Source organism: Chryseobacterium sp. SIMBA_028 (genome assembly GCF_046535285.1).
GTDB lineage: Bacteria > Bacteroidota > Bacteroidia > Flavobacteriales > Weeksellaceae > Chryseobacterium.
Genome location: NZ_JAWRWZ010000003.1, coordinates 131,882 through 150,864 on the forward strand (window position 1 = coordinate 131,882; position 18,983 = coordinate 150,864).

Here is an 18,983-nt window from a genome sequence, read left to right on the forward strand (position 1 = left end):
CACATTTAAACGATATGGCAAATCATAAATCAGCTCTAAAGAGAATTAGACAAAACGAAACGAGAAGACTTCGTAACAGATATTATCACAAGACTGCTAGAACAGCATTGAAAACCTTAAGAAATGAGGAGAACAAAGCTGCAGCTACAGAACAGTTGCCAAAAGTTATCGCTTTATTGGATAAATTAGCTAAGAAAAATATTATCCACAAAAACAAAGCAGCTAACTTGAAAAGCAAATTAACAAAGCACGTTAATAAATTAGCGTAAAAATATAGCTGGCCCGTTCGTCTATCGGTTAGGACCTCAGATTTTCATTCTGGTAAGAGGGGTTCGATTCCCCTACGGGCTACTTAAATCTTTAAAAACCACTGTATAACATCAGTGGTTTTTTAAAGAAAAAGTAGAAAAGCTATAATTTTAAATAAAAAATCTAACCGGCCCGTTCGTCTATCGGTTAGGACCTCAGATTTTCATTCTGGTAAGAGGGGTTCGATTCCCCTACGGGCTACAAGATTAAGAGTTGACACTTATAAAAACAAAAACTAACACATTATTTCGATAATGGAAGATAGAAGGCCCGTTCGTCTATCGGTTAGGACCTCAGATTTTCATTCTGGTAAGAGGGGTTCGATTCCCCTACGGGCTACAAAAAAGGATTTTTTCGGAAATCCTTTTTTTTGTTTCTATACTCTCCTATTCTATCTTCTTCATACAAAGTTTTATCATTATTGATCTTTTATAAAGATATACAGCTTTACTTTTCTCACCCTTTCTTTATCGGCTATCTTCTTTACTTTGAAATATCAGGACTGATATATTCGTATTAAAAATTAAATACACCCATTAGCAGGCCACGATAATCCAATCCTTTATTCTCCACTTTAGTTTCAAACCATTTTATTCAGCAATATTAATTTCACCTTAAAAATCACCATAAATGGAAATATTATTTCCTACTCTTCCACTAAATGCTTAAATTTGAATAAAACTATTCATTAAAAAATAAATAACATGAAATTTAATTTACTTTTGGGAAATCACGCCTCTTTTAAAGCTGCGTTAGTAACTTTATTTTTATTTTCAACGCAAGCTCTATTATTTGGGCAGGACAGAATTTACGCTCACGCTCAAAGCTCTGGGGTATTTGGCGTAGCATGTCTGGGATGTCGCGTAGACAACCCACTTAATGCAATTGGGGGTAATGAAGATGATTATTCTACAATGGTACTGGGAACAGCTCTATTAGGAGGCATTCAGCAGACTTTAATTTTTCCGGATCTTAGATCGGATACCAGATTGGTGGTAGGAATAGGCACAGACAATATCCCATTATCTGTACAGCTTCTAAGCGGTGTTACCCTTGAAACAATGAACGGAGGAACTTCTAACGAAGACCGCAGAACGATAGATATAAGTTTGCTTAAACTAGGAGCAACTCCAAACAGGGGTACAGTAGAATTCAAACCGGCAAAACCTTATGATGGTATAAGGATCGGTTTAACAGGAGGAGTACTAAGCCTTGGCGGTGGATTCCGAATTTACTACGCTTATCAGGATCCATTGATCAGTATAATGGCCCACAGCCAGAACGGACAGGTTACTCTTGATGCCAACGTCTCATTAGAGGGAGCAGAAATAGCTTTAACCAATACTTCAGGAAAAGAAGTACACCGTTCTAAATTGAGATCAAAATCATTTGAAACCAATCAGCCTGAAGGGGTTTACTTTATGACCGTTCAGACTAAGGAAGGAAAAACTTATTCTAAAAAAATTATTATTAAATAATTCTCAGAAAACAGGAACGGCAATCTTTGTAAGGTTGCCGTTTTTTTGTGCTTAATACAAGGAAAATGAAATTATAAAACATATTATTTCTAATTTAAAAAATTATAGTTATTAAAACCAAATATTAATAAATCACAAAAAATAGAAATAAAATAATTAACATAATCATTTTATATGTAAATTTACAAAAACTAAAAATCTTAAAATCTCAACATATGAAAACCAATTTATTAGTGAGACAGCATGCCTTAAAAGCAGCGATGTCAGCCCTATTTTTGTTCTTAATGAACTCCATGTCTTTTGCACAGATTGTAAAGTATTATGCCAGCAGCCAGACTAATCAAGTTCTTGGTATCTGCATAGGCTGCGGAGTAGTGAATCCTCAAAATGCTGTAGGAAGTAATGAGAATGATTATTCTGTTCTACAGGTTTCAATAGGCTTACTAGCCCGTACTGAGCAAACCTTAATTTTCCCGAACAGTACTTATACCAATAAGCTGGTAATAGGTATCGGGTCAAACGGAACTCCTTTATCTGCACAAGTATTGGGAGGTGTATCTATTGAAACATTTAATGGAGAAGTTTCAAACAATGACTACCAAAATCTAAGCAATGACATTCTTAAGCTAGGAGATACAGATCCAAGTAAGGGTGAGATTGAACTTACCATGAACAAGCCTTATGACCGAATTAAAATAAATGTGAATTCAGGTTTACTTAATTTAGGTGGTGAACTTAGAGTATACTATGGATACCAATACAAAGATCCGTTTATCAGTATGCTTGCTCACAGCCAAAACGGACAGGTTACCCTTGATAAAAATCTTCCATTGGAAGGTTCAGAGGTTACTCTGGTTAATACTTCAGGAAAAGAAGTATTCCGTACTAAGCTGAATTCAAATACTTTTCAAACCAACCAGCCTGAAGGCATCTACATCATGACCGTTCAGACTAAGAAAGGAGAAACTTATTCTAAGAAGATCTTGATTAAATAAAATTTTAAAACCCAAGAAACGGCTGGCTTATATAAGTCAGCCGTTTTTATTTTATATCTATATCAATAATGCAATCTTAAAACGGGTCTCTACTATTGCTCTAAATTAACCTCAAATACTTTTTAATTATGGAGGTCTTAAATATTAATATAAAATTATCATAAGTTCATTCTCCTATATCATCATGTCCATTGATTTAGTAAAATTGGCTTCTGTAGCGTTGCTGTCTGATTGTTATTTTCACAAAAAAGCCCCGGCCAATTCTTGGCCGGGGCTAAATGAAACAAAATTAGCTATGCTAAAATTAATTTTTAATTAGTTTTTGCTGATACACTGCTTTGTCAGTTACTGCCTTCAGCATATACATTCCTTTTGGTAACATGCTTACATTCACCTGTCCATTGCTGAACTGTGTGTTAACCAGTTTACCGGAAGTATCATATATTGCTACATTGATCACTTTTTCCTGTGTTTTAATATAAAGGATATCTGTAACCGGATTCGGATAAATACCAAATTCAAGTTTCTTCACCTCAGCAGTTGCTAAAGTAGCCGCATTACTATTTACTGTAAGTGTTTTGTCAACAACCTTACCATTAGAATTGAAACTAATTACAATAGTAGCAGTTCCAGAAGTAATTGGTGTAATTACCAGTTCTTCATTGGCATTAATTTCTGCAGAAACAACTGTAGGATTACTGTTTGATTTCACAGATTTAATAATAGATGACCCAAAGCTATCCTCGTCAGAAACCATTGTTTTCAGATCAATGGAAGTCGCACTTGAGGCTGTTAACTGTGTCGGGAAAGTATTGCTTACGGTTGGAGCTGTATTATCCGGGAATACTGCTAATGACGGGAACCAATAATAATCATCCAGCGTTTTGGTATTGATCAGATTACCGGCAGCATCAAATGTGTGGATCCAGTTCTTTTGAAAATGAGCCCCATATCCGCTTTCTGTAGTATTCAGGATAAGATTTCCTGTGGATGGATTTACACGCAGTGCTGCTCCATAAGGAATCTGCTTATAAGTTCCTGTTTGTCCAGGAAGTGTAATAAATGTCTCATTGAATCCTTTTGTTGTAACGTCAAATTTAACAATTTGATTCCCCGGAACAAATCCGCTTCCGCCTTTAATCCAATATAGAGTATTTTCTGTATTGCTTGCCGTAAAGCTTCCTGCATTCCATGCACCCCATGAATCTGAGTATTTTGTAGTAGGAATATTATAATATTGTAGGGCAAGAGTAGTCGGATTAATATTGGCTAATTTCTGATTCTGAATTGCCCAAACGCTTCCATCTTTTGCCTGAGCAATAGAAATGAAAGGTCCAGCAATTGTATTTACCAAAGTATCTGTATCAGGATCAATCACTAAAATTCCTGCGCCTTGTTTTACTGCAAAAACATATTTTGAAGTACGAATCATGTTTCCAATCTGGCCTGCATACTGATTTCCACCACCTGTTGATGTTATTAAACTACCAACCTGCAGATTGTCAATATTAAATAAGTAAATTCCATTGGAAGCACCTATGTATCCTTTGTGTTCATTCACTCCAAGGAAAGATCTTCCATCTCCCCCTCCGATATCATTGAATCCTGCAATTTTCTGCATGGTCTGTGCATTGGCAATTACGAGTCTACCACCAGGTGTATATTGTGAATCTCCTCCATCAGCAGCCTGCTTGGATACAAAATAGAATTTATCTCCATAGATTGTTCCAAATTGTGTAGTTGCTCCGAAAGCATGATTGTTATTTACATTGCTGTAAACGCGATTTGTGATCTGTCCGTTATTGTCAATAAAGTTAACAGACCCGTTTGTATGTCCGAACCATTCTTCATTTACCATAAAGAATCCATTGGTAAAGTTGGTAGAACTTACATAAGGAGAAACGGGTGTCATTGTAGAAGAAATTGGAAAAGATCCTGACATAGGGCTATAATTCCATACATCCCATGAACCGTTTTGAAGTACACGGGAAGTAGCTCCTACTCCTGAAAAACCAAAGTCTGCATCCGTAGGATCTTTCACCCAGTATGACCAGAAGCCATTATACCATCCTGCATTCCAGTGATCACCGGTATCCTGAGCAGTATATTCATCAAAATCATAAGCGGTAGTATTTACAATACCATCCAGAGGATATAACGGATAGGTAGCATTGTTATTCTTAATAAGGGCTCTGCTGTTCTGTCCGTTCAGGTCAAAACCAATTCCTCCTATTGCTGTTCCAAACTGAGTTCCCTGATATAACAACGTATAAAACCTATGATCTGCTTTTGCAATGGCCTTAAGCATATCTTCTCCGGTAGCATTTCCGTCCCATTTAAACCCCCATACCAAGGCATCAGGATTTTTGCTATCATTCCATTGTACAACAAATGCAGCCTGATTGGAACCTGTTCCTACCCAGTACTGGACATCAGAAAAGCTGATTGTTGTTGTCGTGTTATTAATGGTGTTTAATTGATTATTCCCTGAAAGATCATTTCGGGGTACACCCTGTACTTTTATCTGAGCATTCGTGAACAATGCAAAGAGAAAAAGCATAGTAAAAATGTAAAACTTTTTCATTTTTTATTAATTTAAATTATTTCGTTTAATTATTTTGTAAAGTGTAGATCATAGGCTCCGGCAACTTCTGTGGAGACTTCGCCTAGCCAACCGGCTTCCTGATTGATTCCTGTATGCACTCTTACAAAATCAATTCCCGGGAGTTTCACATATCTTCCGTTACGGTCAACAGCCCATGAGATATCAATATTGGAAGCTTCATCAGTATTGGGGGCATTATCAGCATATCCAAAGTCATAGGACTTCCCTACCCAATAGGAACCAGTTCCGCTTTGATCGTAAAAATTATCTTTAAGTCTTGTTCCTGTAAAGCCGTAGGAAGCATCTGAAAACCATAAAGGATAATAGCTTTGTGCGTGGAATGTATTTTTTGTTTTAAATCCGGTATTCCCAAGATTATCCTGCCACTTGATGTATTCGATATCTGTTTGCCAGCCATCATTTCCCGGAACAGGAACTTTATTTTCGTTGGGTTTGAAATAGGTTATGCTATAATCCTTTGTTGTTGTGTTTTTAAAATATTCGCTACCTGCAATTTCATACCATTCATTGTCATCAGGTTTTCCGTTTTTGTTTCTGTCATAGGCAACCATAACAATTCCCGGTTCACAGCTTCCGGAACGAGGGTCATTTGCAGCATTTCCAAAGAATGCATTTCCCAAAATCTTAAAATCTCTTCCATTTAAATTGGGGATGGTATGATCAAATCCAAATACCACATATCCTCCGAAACCACCAAGACTTAACATTGTGGAATTAGATCCTACAAGAGATCCGTTGGCTTTCTGAATCATATCCGTTGCTGTGTTCCCTTGAATATATTCAGGAATTTCATTCATGAATTGTCCTACAGCCGGCCGAAAATCAAATACTTTGGCTATATATTTACTTAAGGTTCCTGTTTCTTTGGTCACAATGATTTTAGAATGATATACTTTTTCTTCACCATTATATCCGATCTTTAATGTTAAAGGATAGGCGTCTGCTTTTGCACTGATGAATTCTAGTTCCGAATTGTTGGAAATAATAGAGTCATTAATACTCCAGGTAAAGCTTCCTGAAATATTAGTTGGAATATTCAGTACTTTAAAGCGTTCAACGCTGTAGGAATCATCTAATCCATTAAAAGGAAAATCATTATCATCATGTTTACAGGAAGCTATCATTCCTACAAAAAGAAGTGATAAAGCTCCTGTTTTTAAATAATTAACAGTTCTTTTATTCATGTCTATCAGTTTTATTATTTATATAGAAAAGCAAAATGGGCAGGGATATTCCCTCCTTCAGTTTTCCATTTAAAGTGTCCGTTTTTATCAAAGCAATACACAAATCCCATGGATACATAGTTCCGAGCATCAGTTATATAAATATCTTCTGTGATTGGATTTACTGCAATTCCGTAAGGTGTTTTAATGATTGTTTCATAATCTGAATCAATAATTTTATTAGAAATAACTTTTTCAGTCTTTACATCAATGACTCCAAATGTTTTTTTGTAGGTATGGGTATTATAATTAAATTCATTACCATAGTAGTAAAGCTTATCATTCACGATGGTCATTTCACTAACTGCGATATTAAAATTCTTCTTTACCATTCCGGTAGCAGCATCAACAAGATATAAGTTGGAGGGAATATCATAGTAATCTCCTCTTGAGCTTACATACAGATCTCCATAATTATCTTTTTTAAGACGATGAAGATTAATGGCAACATCTATCTTTTTAGTTTCTGTAAAACTATTCAGATCGATTACTGAAACTGTTTTATCATAATTAGGGACCATATATCCTCCGGAGTTGGCAACAAAAAGCTGATTTCCTACAATTTCCAGTTCTTCCGGCTGATAACCTACAGTAACTTCTCTTTTTATCGCAAGAGAAGCCGTGTCAATTTCCACTACTTTACCCTTTGGAGCATTAGGATTAATATCTACAGGGCCTACATAACTACTTGCATAAGCCTTCCCGTCCTTGAAGGCTAAATATCTACAATTTTGCAACTGAATTGTTTTTATACGTTTAGCAGTTTTAGCATCCAGTACTTCTATTTTATTGGAAACATTCACTACAATGTATAATTTACTTCCATAGATTTTAATATCATTTCCAACATCCCCCAATTCTTTTACAACTTCCGGGTTGATTTCTGCATAGATATTTCGGTAGTAGTTTCCTTTGGTATAATCGAAGAAATCCAGAGTACATTTATTACTTCCCATATTTCCTTCGTTCAATACATAAAATCCTTTAATTCCATTATCCTGACCTGGTGTAAGTCCCTCCACAACTTCCATTGGAATAACTACTTCATCAGTACGACAGGCAATAAGAGCCAGCAGAGCAAAAAATAAGAAACAAATATTTAGTTTTTTCATAAGGTGAAGTTTAAAGTGAGTCTAAAGTTTCTTCCCGGCATGGGATAATTTTTTACAACGTCATAATATTGATTAAAGACGTTGTTCATTTCAAGATTAATTTTAAAAGGATGTCCAGCCAAATTCAGTTTCTTTTGAATAGAAAGGTCATGGGTATACCAAGGCTGTATAAAATTGTACTGAATATTGTCCAGTTGCCCATCATAACGTTTCCCGACATAGATCATGCTATAGTTGAAACTCCAGTCTTTATAGTCTGCCATCATGGTAAAAGAACCACTATGCCACGGGGTATAAGGAATCTGATTTTTATAAAAGGTATCTGCAGGATCTATTCCTTCTCCTTTGAAGGTTTTATCTTTAGCGCTTTGATAGGTATAAGACAATAAAGGCCTAAGCTTTACTCTTCCCAGCATCAATTCTGTCTGAGCATTGATATCAACACCTATAATTTCAACTTTCCCAAGGTTCAGCATCATCCAGCGGAACATATTGGTAGTGGGTACAGCAACAATTTTATCTTTTACTTTATTATAATATCCATCTATCTTTACATAAAATCCCTTAAATACAGGATTTTCATATTTCTTCTGATAAGTAAAACCGATATCATGCTGATACGTAAACTCAGGCTCAAGGAAAGTACTTCCAACATTGGTATAATATAAATCATTGAAAGTAGGCAGCCTGAAAATCTTTTTATAGAAAGCTCTAAGAGTAAGTTCAGGAACTGCAACAGGCTGATAACTCATAAAAAGGGCAGGAGTCCATTCTCTTCTGTCATCCGGCCTTTTATTTTTTCTTACTTCTTCAAAAGTAAAGGTACCTAATAAACTTCCTAAAAATTTGAACCTATTCCATTGATAAGTAGTAGCCAATGCTACGAGTGTAGTATAACGGGTAGGATAAGAAAAGTTTTTTAAATCAGCGTCCAGATTATTATACTGAAAGTCTCCACTTAAACTTACATCCCAATTGGAATTTATAGAATAAATATTGGAAGATGAAAGATAAACCTCTTTTTGGATATAGGTATTTTTTGCAGGATAAGCTGCCTGAGATAGCACTGTATCATTAAAATAAGTATAATCGTAAGCAAATTTAGCCTTAAGCTGGGTTTCAAACTTGGGAAAAAGTTTCTTTCTGAAGTTGGCTTGTACAAAATAATTTTCATCAATCATTCTTGCCCCTCTTGCTTTAAAACGATTATTCACAATAGGTGCAGGAATTCCGCGGTTTGAAATATATCCATAGCCACGGATGTTCCAATTTCCATTGTTTAGCGTTCCATTAATAGATGTTTCAAAACGTTTTGCCTTTATATCGGAATCATATCTTTTGGCAATCGTATCATTAGCAGTAGTACCATTAGGGTACTTTCTGGTGTATCGATATCTGTAAACACCATCACTCTGTAGAAATTCTGCACTTAAACTTGCTGAAATTCGTTTTGAGATCTTTTGCTCTAATCGGAAAGAGGGATTGAATAAATCTATAGAAGCACTTTTTGCTCTTATAGTGAGATTGGTTTTTCTGTTTCCTGTGAATACGGGTGTTTTGGGCTGTAAATAGATAGATCCTGAGGATCCAAAATCTTTCGCAGGCTGAAAAATCTCGCTCTTTTGTCCGTTATATAATGAAATTTCCTCCAGATCATCCAGAGAATATCTTCCTAAGTCTACCACTCCATTTTGGGCATTCCCCAATTGAATTCCATCATAGAAAACCCCTACATGCTGGCTTCCCATACTTCGAATATTGACAGTCTTCAAACCACCCATTCCTCCATAGTCTTTGATCTGAACTCCGGAGAAATATCGTAAAGCATCTGCTACAGAATGGCTGTTTAGTCTTTCAAGCTCCTCGCCCTGTAAAACCTGAGCAGGAAGTATTTCTTTAAAGTTCTTTTTGTAAATATTGACAGCCTTTATGGCTTCTTCTTTAATGCTGTCTTTTTTCTTCGTTTGGGAAAACAAGAATTGAGATGTTAACACAAATACTGTGAAAACAACCTTATGAAATTGAGATGTAGTCGGTTTTGGCACCATTAGCTCATTCAGGAATAATGATAACGCTAATGGATATAAGAAAGCAACGACAAGGCACAGCTGTTACTGCACAGAATCATTGTAGTCCTAAGCTTTATTCCACGAAAGCGTCAAACGTTTATATTTTCTGGCAGGTCTTCTGACTTACTCCATTTTTGAAATCCTTCCCATTAAAAAACAGTGGATATATTCTTCAAAAACTTTGGTGTGGAGCTTACAGCAGCGGGTCTGTTCCGGATTTTCACCGGATTCCCTTTTAAGAGCTTTTTAGGGCTCACCAAATTTCGGCAAAGATAAACAATTATTACTATATAGCCTTAAATAACAAAATGATTTACAATATTATAAATAAATGACTTTGAAATCTGATTTTAAATATAAGATGATTAAAAAAACAAAGTTTAATTTTTAGAATCTACCATCCTCAATGTATTCTAAAAATTAAACTTTGAAGAAAATAGAAAGCAATGTCTTCTCAACTCTTTTTGCTTTCTGTAAAAAATTATATTCCGATATTCACAAAAATACTGAACCGTGATTTCGCTTCAATATCTCCTCCGGCAAGATTAGTATATGCCGGCAGCATGATTTCACTTCCTAAACTGAATTTTTTATAAGAGGCTTCAAATCCCAGTTTTCCATATAAAGCACTTCCTGCCGTATTGGGTAAAGCTTCATCAAACTGTTTGTTTTGAGCATAAACCTCTCCCTGCACTCCAGCTTTTGCAGAAAAAATAGCATTTTCATTTCCTGCAATCTGGTAAAACCCTGTTGCAGCGTAATTCCATTGGTTTCCAAAACGATAATTCTTTTTATTTTCCGTTTTTATGGTGTAATCTGTATTGATCAATACCGCAATTTTATTCTTTTGAAATTTATAGTTCAGCGCGGCCTGATAATCCCAGCTTCCTGTTCCCAACTGAAAACTTGGATTAACTCCTGAGATTCCTTTCTCATCAAATTTTCCCAAGGGAACTTTTACGCCTAATCCGCCACTTAGCTGATGAAAATTGTCCTTAGAATTAAGAAGCTTATAAATTCCCATCAGATTCAAATCTCCTATTCCATTGATCCTGATATCACCCTGCATTGTTTTCTTCTCATGAAAATGGAATGGTAAGCTTGCATACACGCTTAGTTTCTTGGTTAATGGAATCTTTCCCCAAAGCTGTAAGGTATTGAAATACTGATCCTGTGTCAAATCTTTTACAAATAAATTTTCCTTTGCTTTGTAATGCTGTGCAAAGTATTTAATTCCTATAAATTGTGGATTCAATAAGGATTCAAAACCTGATGAACCGTTTCCTGCAGCACAACCGCATGCATCACAATCGTCATCAAAATCTATTGTCCTAAAATTATTCTGTGAAATATCTGCGCTGTCTCTGATTGTTTTCGCCTGGCTTACCGTAAATAAAACCATGCTTATGATTAAAATGATCTTCTTCATGTCTGTATTTAATTTATTCTGCAAATTTTGGATTGGTGATAAAGCCTTTATCGGATAAGGTTTTCAGAAAAGTAATAATCAATTGTTTTTCCTGACTGTTCATAGCAATTCCGATGTGATTATTCTGTTTGAGCTGCGGATCAAGATTGGGATTATCTTCTACGTTGTCTGAGTAAAAATTAAGGACTGCTTCCAACGTATAAAATCTTCCGTCATGCATATAGGGAGCTGTATATTCTACATTTCTTAAGCTTGGCACTCGGAATTTCATCCAGTCATTCTGATTCAGTGTTACGCGATGAAGACCAGCATCTTTAAATTGATTATTGTAGTACATTCCTGTATTTCTAAAGCTTTCGTCAGTAAACAATCCTCCACTATGGCAAGACGAGCATTTCTGGTTGAATAAAGCCATTCCCTGAGATTCTTCAGAAGTCAGATTTTCCTTTCCCTGCTTAAATCTGTCATATTTGGAATCGGCAGAAATCATTGATGCCATAAACTGAGATAAAGCCTTTAAAATTCTTTCGCCGGTTACATTTTCATCTCCATAGGCTGCACCAAATAGTTTTTTATACTTCGGATCATCTTTTATTTTGGAAATGGCTTCCGGCATAGAGCTATCCATTTCATTCACATCTGTCATAGGGATAATGGGTTGTTCATTTAAATTATGAATCACCCCATCCCACATATACCTTTTGAGAAATGCCATATTCTGAATAGGAGGTGCATTTCTGATTCCGATTCTGTCATCAACTCCGTGGCTTACCGTATGTCCGTGATGGGTAAAAGCATTTTCCTGAATATGACAAAATCCACAGGAAATAGTATTGTTTCTGGAAAGTCTTCCCTCATAGAACAATTTTCTACCCAGTTCTACTCCATTTTTGGTAACCGGATTGGCAGATTTATCAAAAGTCATTTCCGGAAAATAAGAGGGAAAACTTAGATTGTAAGCTTCATTTTTATCAAGCGGCTGCATCACCTCATCGGAACAAGAAGTACAGCTCAGGAGCAAAACTCCCAGAGCCAGTACTGTTTTTATGAAAAAATTAGTCATTGTGTACATGATCTACTTTAAACATTTTTGTAAGATTGTTGGTAACATCCACCAAATGCTGGCTGGACCCCATCATCATTGCATTAGCTTCGGTAAGGGTAAGCGACTTATCCCCGCTTAGGAATTGGTTTAAATCTGCCAAAATATGAATGGATGGTCTGATTTTACCATTTACTCTTGCTGTTGTAGGAAGATTCAATGTAATTTCCCTGTACAGATCAGGAGTGTTGTTCTCTGCCACTTTCCCCATATTTCCTGTATGGTTCATAAATTCAGTAGTTGCAGAACCTGTTCCGTATTTTCCTTCTAATTTTACAAAGACATAGCCGGCAGCCCATGACCATGACATCCCTTTTTGCTTGGCTCTATTCCAGAATTCAGCCTGACCGTCCATTCCCAACAGATATGCATTTTGGCTAATTCCCAGTCCAAATTTTATTTTCTTATAATTATTTTTCGGAATTTCGTTAAGGTTTAAATAAATGATTCCTGCTACAGCATCTGCCTGATCAATGATAAATGCTCCTTTATCAGGGTTATTTTCGTTGTACTTAAACTCATTTCCATTTTCATCGATCAGAGTGATATTACTGATGACATACTTTAAGGTTGAGAAATTATGTTTCTGTCCCTGAGCAGAGGTTTGTATGGTTTGATTGAGAACAATATCCCCAAGATTATTAAATCCGTTTTCAAATTTGATCTGAAGATTTCCGGGGGTAGTATCTTGCGGATTGTCATCATCATCCCTGCTGCTGCATGATGAAAAAGAAAATAAAGTAAGGGCAATAAAGAATAGTGATAAAAATTTATAAATTTTCATTGTTGATTTTTTAAGTTGAATTATAATTTTTGAATGTAAAAACATTCTTTTTTCACCACAAAAGGCACCAAAGTTCTTACACTTAAGGTTATTAAGTGATAGGCTTTATGCATCATAAGAACACTTAAGCTTTTTAAAAATCTTTGATTTTTAATGTAAATAAGCTTTTGTGACTTTTGGGGTTGAATAGTGATAGGAACAACTTAAAAAACAGGTGGTCTGAAAATGTGTTTCAGAAACAGAAAAGAATACTCTGTTTGATAGATAAAATTGAAATTGAAAAATGGAATTTTTTCCGTGATACTAATTTCTGCAATGTCAGGAAGAATATAAATATCAAGAATTTTCTGTCCTGAATTCTTCACTTTACTAAATGGTGTAGACTCTGCATTATCATTGGCTTTTGCCAGTTCTTTGCTCAAGTAACATTTTCCGTTACAATGAACTTCCGGCTTGCTTTTGTTAATACATAAGGTATCAACAATATAATTGTAATTTACAGCATACTCTACCAATGGTATCAGAGGTCTGAACACCATATAAAGGGTAAAAAGTATGCCGTAAAATATTTTCATGAAGTTATTTTTTGCTTAAAGCTTCTTCATATCTTTTGCTCACTTCTTTCCAGTTCAATACATTCCAGATTGCGGAAAGGTAGTCTGCTCTTTTGTTCTGATATTTCAGGTAATAAGCATGTTCCCAAACATCAATTCCTAAAATTGGAGTCCCTTTTTCCTCTACAATATCCATTAAAGGATTGTCCTGATTTGGAGTTGAAGAAACAAATAGTTTCCCTGTTTTATCCACAGAAAGCCAAGCCCATCCTGATCCAAAACGATCTGCTCCGGCTTTACTCATTTTTTCTTTAAAAGCGTCCATACCTCCAAAGGTTTCATTGATTGCCTTTGCTAATTTTGCTGATGGCTGACTATTTTTTTCTGGGGTAAGGATGGTCCAGAAAAGCTCGTGATTGTAATGTCCACCTGCATTATTTCTTACCGCAGGACTTAACTTGGATGTTTCAGAAAGAATCTGAATCAAGGTTTGTTTTTCCTGTGGTGTTCCTGCAATAGCCTTATTCAGGTTAGCGGCATAGGCTGCTCCGTGTTTGGAATAATGGATCTCCATTGTTTGTGCATCTATAGAACCCTCCAATGCGTTGTAAGCATATGGCAGAGGGGTCTGCTTAAATTGGGCCATTGTAAACTGAGCCGCAAATACTGCTCCTAAAGCAGCAATTTTAAAAATCTTCATAACATTTTGTTATATGGTTAAACAATATCTTTTTATCAAATGAAAGCCTTATGCTTCCTGTATTTACTTTAAAAGCTTCTTGATATCTTCTATCAAAATCTCTCTATCGGGGTGATACTTACCGGTTAGTTTTGGAGTTTTCCCCTCCGGATCTTCATAATTTAATCCTGAATAATAGAGGATTGGCATATTTTCCTTGTTGTATCTGCAACGAATATTCCCGTCCTGATCTACTAAGGCAATCATTCCGCTATGATTTAAACTTTCGCTGTCATCCTCTTTATCTCCCACATAAATATTAAATTTATCTGCAAGATTACCGATATAGCCTCTATCACCTGTTAGGAAATGCCAGTTTTGAGATTTCGCTCCAATTCTCTGAGCATGTTCTTTTAAGGCTTCCGGTGTGTCATTTTCCGGATCAATACTAATGGAAATAATTCCGAAATTAGGATCATTGATTTGGTTTTGAATGGCTTTCATATTGCTATTCATCACAGGACATATGGTAGGACATTTACTGAAGAAAAACTCTACCAGATATACTTTTCCAAGCATATCCTTATTCGTAATCTTTTTACTGTTTTGGTCTGTCAGTTCAAAATTAGGAACCGGCATTACCGTATACAGATTCTTCTTGAAATACCCCATTCCTACGCCTATTCCCAGAAACAATAACGCTATAACTGCAATCGGGATGATAACCTTGCTCTTGTTATTAGTCTGTTTATTTTTGGGCATAACTTTCAGGATTTTTCTTGAATTCATCTTTACAATAAGAACTGCAGAAACCGTACGTCTTATTTTTATATACTGCAGTATCTTTCAAAAATTCCGCCGTTTTCATATGACATATAGGATCTTCTTCGTTCACTACCTGTACATTTTTGATATTTTCCTTGGAAGAACTCATGTTGTTTTTATGCTTCACCTGCGGTTCTTTTGCACAGGACAGCAATGATATTGACAGCAATGCAGTCAAAATAACTGAAGATTTCATTTTAATGGTAAATTGAAATTAATATTATTGAATAAAGGTATAACACTAAGCAATGCATCTTGAAAAAAATCCAAACTTTAACAAAATCGCTATTGAAGATCATTGGATTACACCATAAATAGAAACAATGATTTTATTTAAATTACCCTGTCTATTTAAATGGTTAAGATGACGTCAGTAAAAAAACTAAAATTTTAGTTTAATATTAAATTAAATGAGTGGAGGATGGAATATCCTGGAAAAATAATCTGAAGAATGGAAATTAGGGTAATCTGAGCCGGGAGTTTCTACCAGCTGTTCAAAGTCTTTTTGATCCAAAAAAGAAAGGATATCATGAGAAAGAAAAACATCCAGTCCCGCTATCTTTATGGTTTGGGAACTATTGGATTGCTTTTCTGTTTTCGCAAGTTCTTTTTCAACATAGCATTTTCCTTTACAGGTAGACTGAGGTATATCTCTGTTTTCACAAAGATTATTTACAATGTAATCATAATTTACTACATAGTTTACCAGTGGCAAAACAGGACGTAGTGCAACTGTAAGAATGATAAATATGGAAATGAATACCTTCAACTTTTCAGTTCTATGTTACAAATATACTATTTCGAAATTGTTTTATGCTCTATTTATGATGAATGTCATTGATCGTTTTTATTGTTTTCTATGTGGATTATATTGATTAGAGTTATTTTTTTGTAATTTTTATCTCTCGCAAATTTTGCGGATGGTACAGATTTTTTTGGTTGAAAATTCATCATTTTTACTATTAATAGCGGTTAAAATAAAAATAGTAATCTGTTACCCATAAAATTGAAAAAACTGTACCTGTTATAAAACTAGTATTATCACGAACTTTGATTATGGATTTCAAAGTTTAATTCAGAATAAGGAACAACCATTTGATTTCCTTGCCTTGTCAAAGTAAAAAATTTAGTTCTTTATAAAAGTTTAATCTTGTCGAAGCTCTGCTGATCTTTTTCAGTGGAGCTTTTCTTTAGATACTCCAGATTCAATGAATTTTATCATTGTTACCTCTCGCGAATTTTGCTGATGATGCAGATTTTTTTGACTGGAAACCAATTCACTAAAAAAGCTCTACTGAAAACAGCAGAGCCTTTATTAATATAATTTAGTTTATGTTATTATTTGCTTTCTAGAACTTCATTCTCTGAATTCTTACTGCATTTAAAATAGCTAACAGGGCTACTCCAACATCTGCAAAAACCGCTTCCCACATGGTTGCAAGTCCTCCAGCTCCCAGAACCAAAACCACTGCTTTTACAGCAAAGGCCAGAATAATATTTTGCCAAACGATCTTTTTCGTTTGCTTTCCGATATTAATAGCCATTGGAATTTTGCTTGGTTTATCATCCTGAATAACGACATCTGCCGTTTCAATGGTGGCGTCACTTCCTAAGCCACCCATAGCTATTCCTACATCACTCAAAGCAACTACAGGTGCATCATTTACACCGTCTCCTACAAAAGCTACCGTTTGATTTTTTGCCTTAATTTCTTTAACCTTATTTACTTTGTCTTCCGGTAAAAGGTCTCCAAAGGCATTATCAATACCAAGTTGGTCTGCAACATATTTTACAACGGTTCCTTTATCACCGCTCAACATTGTGGCTTTTACACCCATTTTATGAAGATTATCAACTGTTTCTTTTGCATCTTCTTTTATGCTGTCTGCGATAGTAATATACCCTGCAAATTTTTTATCGTAAGCTACAGCAATAAGGGTGTATACAATATTGGCATGGTTAATATCATATTGGATATTGAACTTATCCATTAATTTGAAATTCCCTACAAGTAGTTCTTTTCCATTAACGGTAGCCTTTAATCCGTGTCCTGCAATTTCCTCTACATTTTCCATCGGAATGGAATAATTAATATCTCCTACATAGTTGTGGATAGCAGTTGCTACAGGGTGTGTACTTTTGCTTTCCAGTAGATTGACTAATTGAAGAATTTCATCTTTATTAAATTCGGGGGTAATACTTACTTCCTGAACTTTGAAGACTCCTTCAGTCATCGTTCCGGTTTTATCCATCACCACATTTTGAATCTCCGCAATGCTGTCGAGAAAGTTACTTCCTTTAAATAAAATTCCGTTTCGGCTGGCTGCTCCTATTCCTCCGAAATATCCCAGCGGAATGGAAATTACCAAGGCACAAGGGCAAGAGATTACAAGGAAAATTAAGGCTCTGTACAACCAATCTCTGAACTGATAATCGTTTACAATGAAATAAGGCAAGAAACAGATTCCTATGGCAAGAAACACGACAATCGGCGTATACACCTTGGCAAATTTTCTGATGAACAATTCTGTAGGTGCCTTTTGAGCAGTTGCATTCTGAACCAGCTCTAATATTTTACTTAATTTACTGTCTTCATAGGCTGTAGTTACCTTAACAAGTGCTATACTGTTCATATTGATCATCCCTGCCAATACAACTTCACCTTTATTTTTAGTATCCGGTTTGCTTTCTCCCGTTAAGGCAGCTGTATTGAATGATGCTGAATCTGAAAGCAGTTCCCCGTCCAATGCCAGTTTTTCTCCTGGCTTCAACTGGATAATATTTCCTACCTTGGTTTCTTTGGCTTTAATGGTTTTAGGCTGATTACTTTCCATAATCGTTACCTCATCGGGGCGCTGATCCAGTAAGGCTTTTATATTTCCTTTTGCTCTGGTTACCGCCATAGATTGGAAAACTTCTCCTACAGCATAAAAAAGCATTACAGCAACTCCTTCAGGATATTCTCCAATGGCAAAAGCACCAATGGTAGCAATACTCATCAGAAAAAATTCTGAAAATACATCTCCTTTAATAATACTTTTATAAGCATCTTTCAATACCGGAAATCCTACTGGAATATAGGCTGCCAGAAACCACACCAACCTTACCCAACCTGCAAACCATGCTGGTTTTATATAATTATCAAAAGCAATTCCCAGCAATAAGATCACAAAGGATATAATGGCCGGAAGAAACATCTGAAACATCGTCTGATCTCCGGAATCATGGGAATGATCATGGCCGTCATGGTCATGTCCATCTCCCTCTGAATGATTATGATTGTGTCCTTTTTTCTCTATTTTTTCTGGGGTTGTACTACAGCATTTTTCCATAACTGATATTTTTATACAAATTTAATGGGGAAACGAATGCAATGCTATTGCAAACTTTCAAGACAATTTTCACATATTCCTTTGGCAAAAAGCCTTATTTCATCAATCCGAAAATTGGTCTGAATATTTTCGGGAAAGGAAATATCCTCTTTACATGTCGTTTGTTTACATATTTTGCAATAGAAATGAAGATGCCAGTCCTTATGGGTTTTCTCATCACAATCGTCATCGCATAACTTGTATTTTGTGGTTGCATTTTCCTGTATGCTGTGAACAATTCCTTTTTCTTCAAAGGTTTTTAATGTTCTGTAAATGGTAATTCGATCTGCATTCTCAAAGTGATTTTCTATTTCAGAGAGGGACATCGCTGCGTCTTGTGAGCTTAGAAAATCGTACACCAGAATCCTCATGCTGGTGGGTTTGGTATTTTTATCAATGAGCTTGTTTTCTATATCTTTTTTCATTT

At 35.5% G+C, this 18,983-nt stretch carries 17 protein-coding genes, 3 tRNA genes and 1 riboswitch; of the genes, 6 read left to right on the forward strand and 14 right to left on the reverse strand.

Annotation, left to right across the window (positions count from 1 at the left end; genetic code table 11):
* The first annotated feature begins 14 nt into the window (after positions 1-14).
* The 6 genes from rpsT to SCA31_RS04975 all read left to right on the forward strand — a co-directional run bounded on the left by rpsT (position 15) and on the right by SCA31_RS04975 (position 2,782).
* Complete coding sequence (gene rpsT, locus SCA31_RS04950; RefSeq protein WP_076353226.1) at positions 15-269, forward strand: 30S ribosomal protein S20; 255 nt, start codon at positions 15-17, stop codon at positions 267-269.
* 10 nt (positions 270-279) lie between these two features.
* Positions 280-351: transfer RNA gene (locus tag SCA31_RS04955), tRNA-Glu, on the forward strand.
* 87 nt (positions 352-438) lie between these two features.
* Positions 439-510: transfer RNA gene (locus tag SCA31_RS04960), tRNA-Glu, on the forward strand.
* A 66-nt stretch (positions 511-576) separates the two neighbouring features.
* A tRNA-Glu gene (locus SCA31_RS04965) sits at positions 577-648 on the forward strand.
* 365 nt (positions 649-1,013) lie between these two features.
* Positions 1,014-1,787, forward strand: coding sequence for a T9SS type A sorting domain-containing protein (locus SCA31_RS04970; protein ID WP_410695705.1), 774 nt, complete (start codon positions 1,014-1,016; stop codon positions 1,785-1,787).
* Positions 1,788-2,002: 215 nt separating this feature from the next.
* Positions 2,003-2,782 (forward strand): T9SS type A sorting domain-containing protein, encoded by a 780-nt coding sequence (locus SCA31_RS04975; RefSeq protein WP_410695706.1) that lies wholly within the window; start codon positions 2,003-2,005, stop codon positions 2,780-2,782.
* A gap of 304 nt (positions 2,783-3,086) precedes the next feature.
* On the opposite strand, the gene SCA31_RS04980 is transcribed toward SCA31_RS04975, so the two are convergent.
* The 14 genes from SCA31_RS04980 to SCA31_RS05045 form a co-directional block, all read right to left on the reverse strand.
* Positions 3,087-5,366, reverse strand: coding sequence for a DUF5074 domain-containing protein (locus SCA31_RS04980; RefSeq protein WP_410695707.1), 2,280 nt, complete (start codon positions 5,364-5,366; stop codon positions 3,087-3,089).
* A 29-nt stretch (positions 5,367-5,395) separates the two neighbouring features.
* Positions 5,396-6,592: a cell surface protein gene (locus SCA31_RS04985; protein WP_410695708.1), complete on the reverse strand. Its 1,197-nt coding sequence runs from the start codon at positions 6,590-6,592 to the stop codon at positions 5,396-5,398.
* 14 nt (positions 6,593-6,606) lie between these two features.
* Entirely contained in the window at positions 6,607-7,743 is a 1,137-nt protein-coding gene (locus SCA31_RS04990; protein ID WP_410695709.1) for a YncE family protein, read from the reverse strand.
* Positions 7,740-9,719 (reverse strand): TonB-dependent receptor plug domain-containing protein, encoded by a 1,980-nt coding sequence (locus SCA31_RS04995; RefSeq protein ID WP_410695710.1) that lies wholly within the window; start codon positions 9,717-9,719, stop codon positions 7,740-7,742. Before SCA31_RS04995 ends, SCA31_RS04990 begins: the two co-directional genes overlap by 4 nt.
* Before the next feature lie 183 nt (positions 9,720-9,902).
* A riboswitch (cobalamin riboswitch) is annotated at positions 9,903-10,088 on the reverse strand.
* Between the two features lie 205 nt (positions 10,089-10,293).
* Complete coding sequence (locus SCA31_RS05000) at positions 10,294-11,241, reverse strand: transporter (protein WP_410695711.1); 948 nt, start codon at positions 11,239-11,241, stop codon at positions 10,294-10,296.
* A gap of 13 nt (positions 11,242-11,254) precedes the next feature.
* On the reverse strand, positions 11,255-12,304 hold the full coding sequence (locus SCA31_RS05005; RefSeq protein ID WP_410695712.1) for a cytochrome-c peroxidase: 1,050 nt from the start codon (positions 12,302-12,304) through the stop codon (positions 11,255-11,257).
* Positions 12,297-13,127, reverse strand: a complete 831-nt coding sequence (locus SCA31_RS05010) for an MbnP family protein (RefSeq protein WP_410695713.1) — start codon at positions 13,125-13,127, stop codon at positions 12,297-12,299. The genes SCA31_RS05005 and SCA31_RS05010 overlap by 8 nt, the downstream gene beginning before the upstream one ends.
* Positions 13,128-13,330: 203 nt before the next feature.
* Positions 13,331-13,702, reverse strand: a complete 372-nt coding sequence (locus SCA31_RS05015) for a hypothetical protein (RefSeq protein ID WP_410695714.1) — start codon at positions 13,700-13,702, stop codon at positions 13,331-13,333.
* 4 nt (positions 13,703-13,706) lie between these two features.
* The gene (locus SCA31_RS05020) at positions 13,707-14,381 is read right to left on the reverse strand and encodes a superoxide dismutase (RefSeq protein WP_410695715.1); all 675 of its coding nucleotides are present in this window, start codon (positions 14,379-14,381) and stop codon (positions 13,707-13,709) included.
* A gap of 63 nt (positions 14,382-14,444) precedes the next feature.
* On the reverse strand, positions 14,445-15,122 hold the full coding sequence (locus tag SCA31_RS05025) for an SCO family protein (protein ID WP_410695716.1): 678 nt from the start codon (positions 15,120-15,122) through the stop codon (positions 14,445-14,447).
* Positions 15,109-15,381, reverse strand: coding sequence for a YHS domain-containing protein (locus SCA31_RS05030; RefSeq protein WP_410695717.1), 273 nt, complete (start codon positions 15,379-15,381; stop codon positions 15,109-15,111). The genes SCA31_RS05025 and SCA31_RS05030 overlap by 14 nt, the downstream gene beginning before the upstream one ends.
* Positions 15,382-15,591: 210 nt before the next feature.
* Positions 15,592-15,954, reverse strand: a complete 363-nt coding sequence (locus tag SCA31_RS05035; protein WP_410695718.1) for a hypothetical protein — start codon at positions 15,952-15,954, stop codon at positions 15,592-15,594.
* Between the two features lie 580 nt (positions 15,955-16,534).
* Positions 16,535-18,517 carry a heavy metal translocating P-type ATPase gene (locus SCA31_RS05040; protein WP_410695719.1) on the reverse strand — a complete coding sequence of 661 codons (1,983 nt, stop codon included), beginning with the start codon at positions 18,515-18,517 and terminating at the stop codon, positions 16,535-16,537.
* A gap of 44 nt (positions 18,518-18,561) precedes the next feature.
* Positions 18,562-18,981, reverse strand: coding sequence for a Fur family transcriptional regulator (locus SCA31_RS05045; RefSeq protein WP_410695720.1), 420 nt, complete (start codon positions 18,979-18,981; stop codon positions 18,562-18,564).
* Between the last annotated feature and the right edge of the window lie 2 nt (positions 18,982-18,983).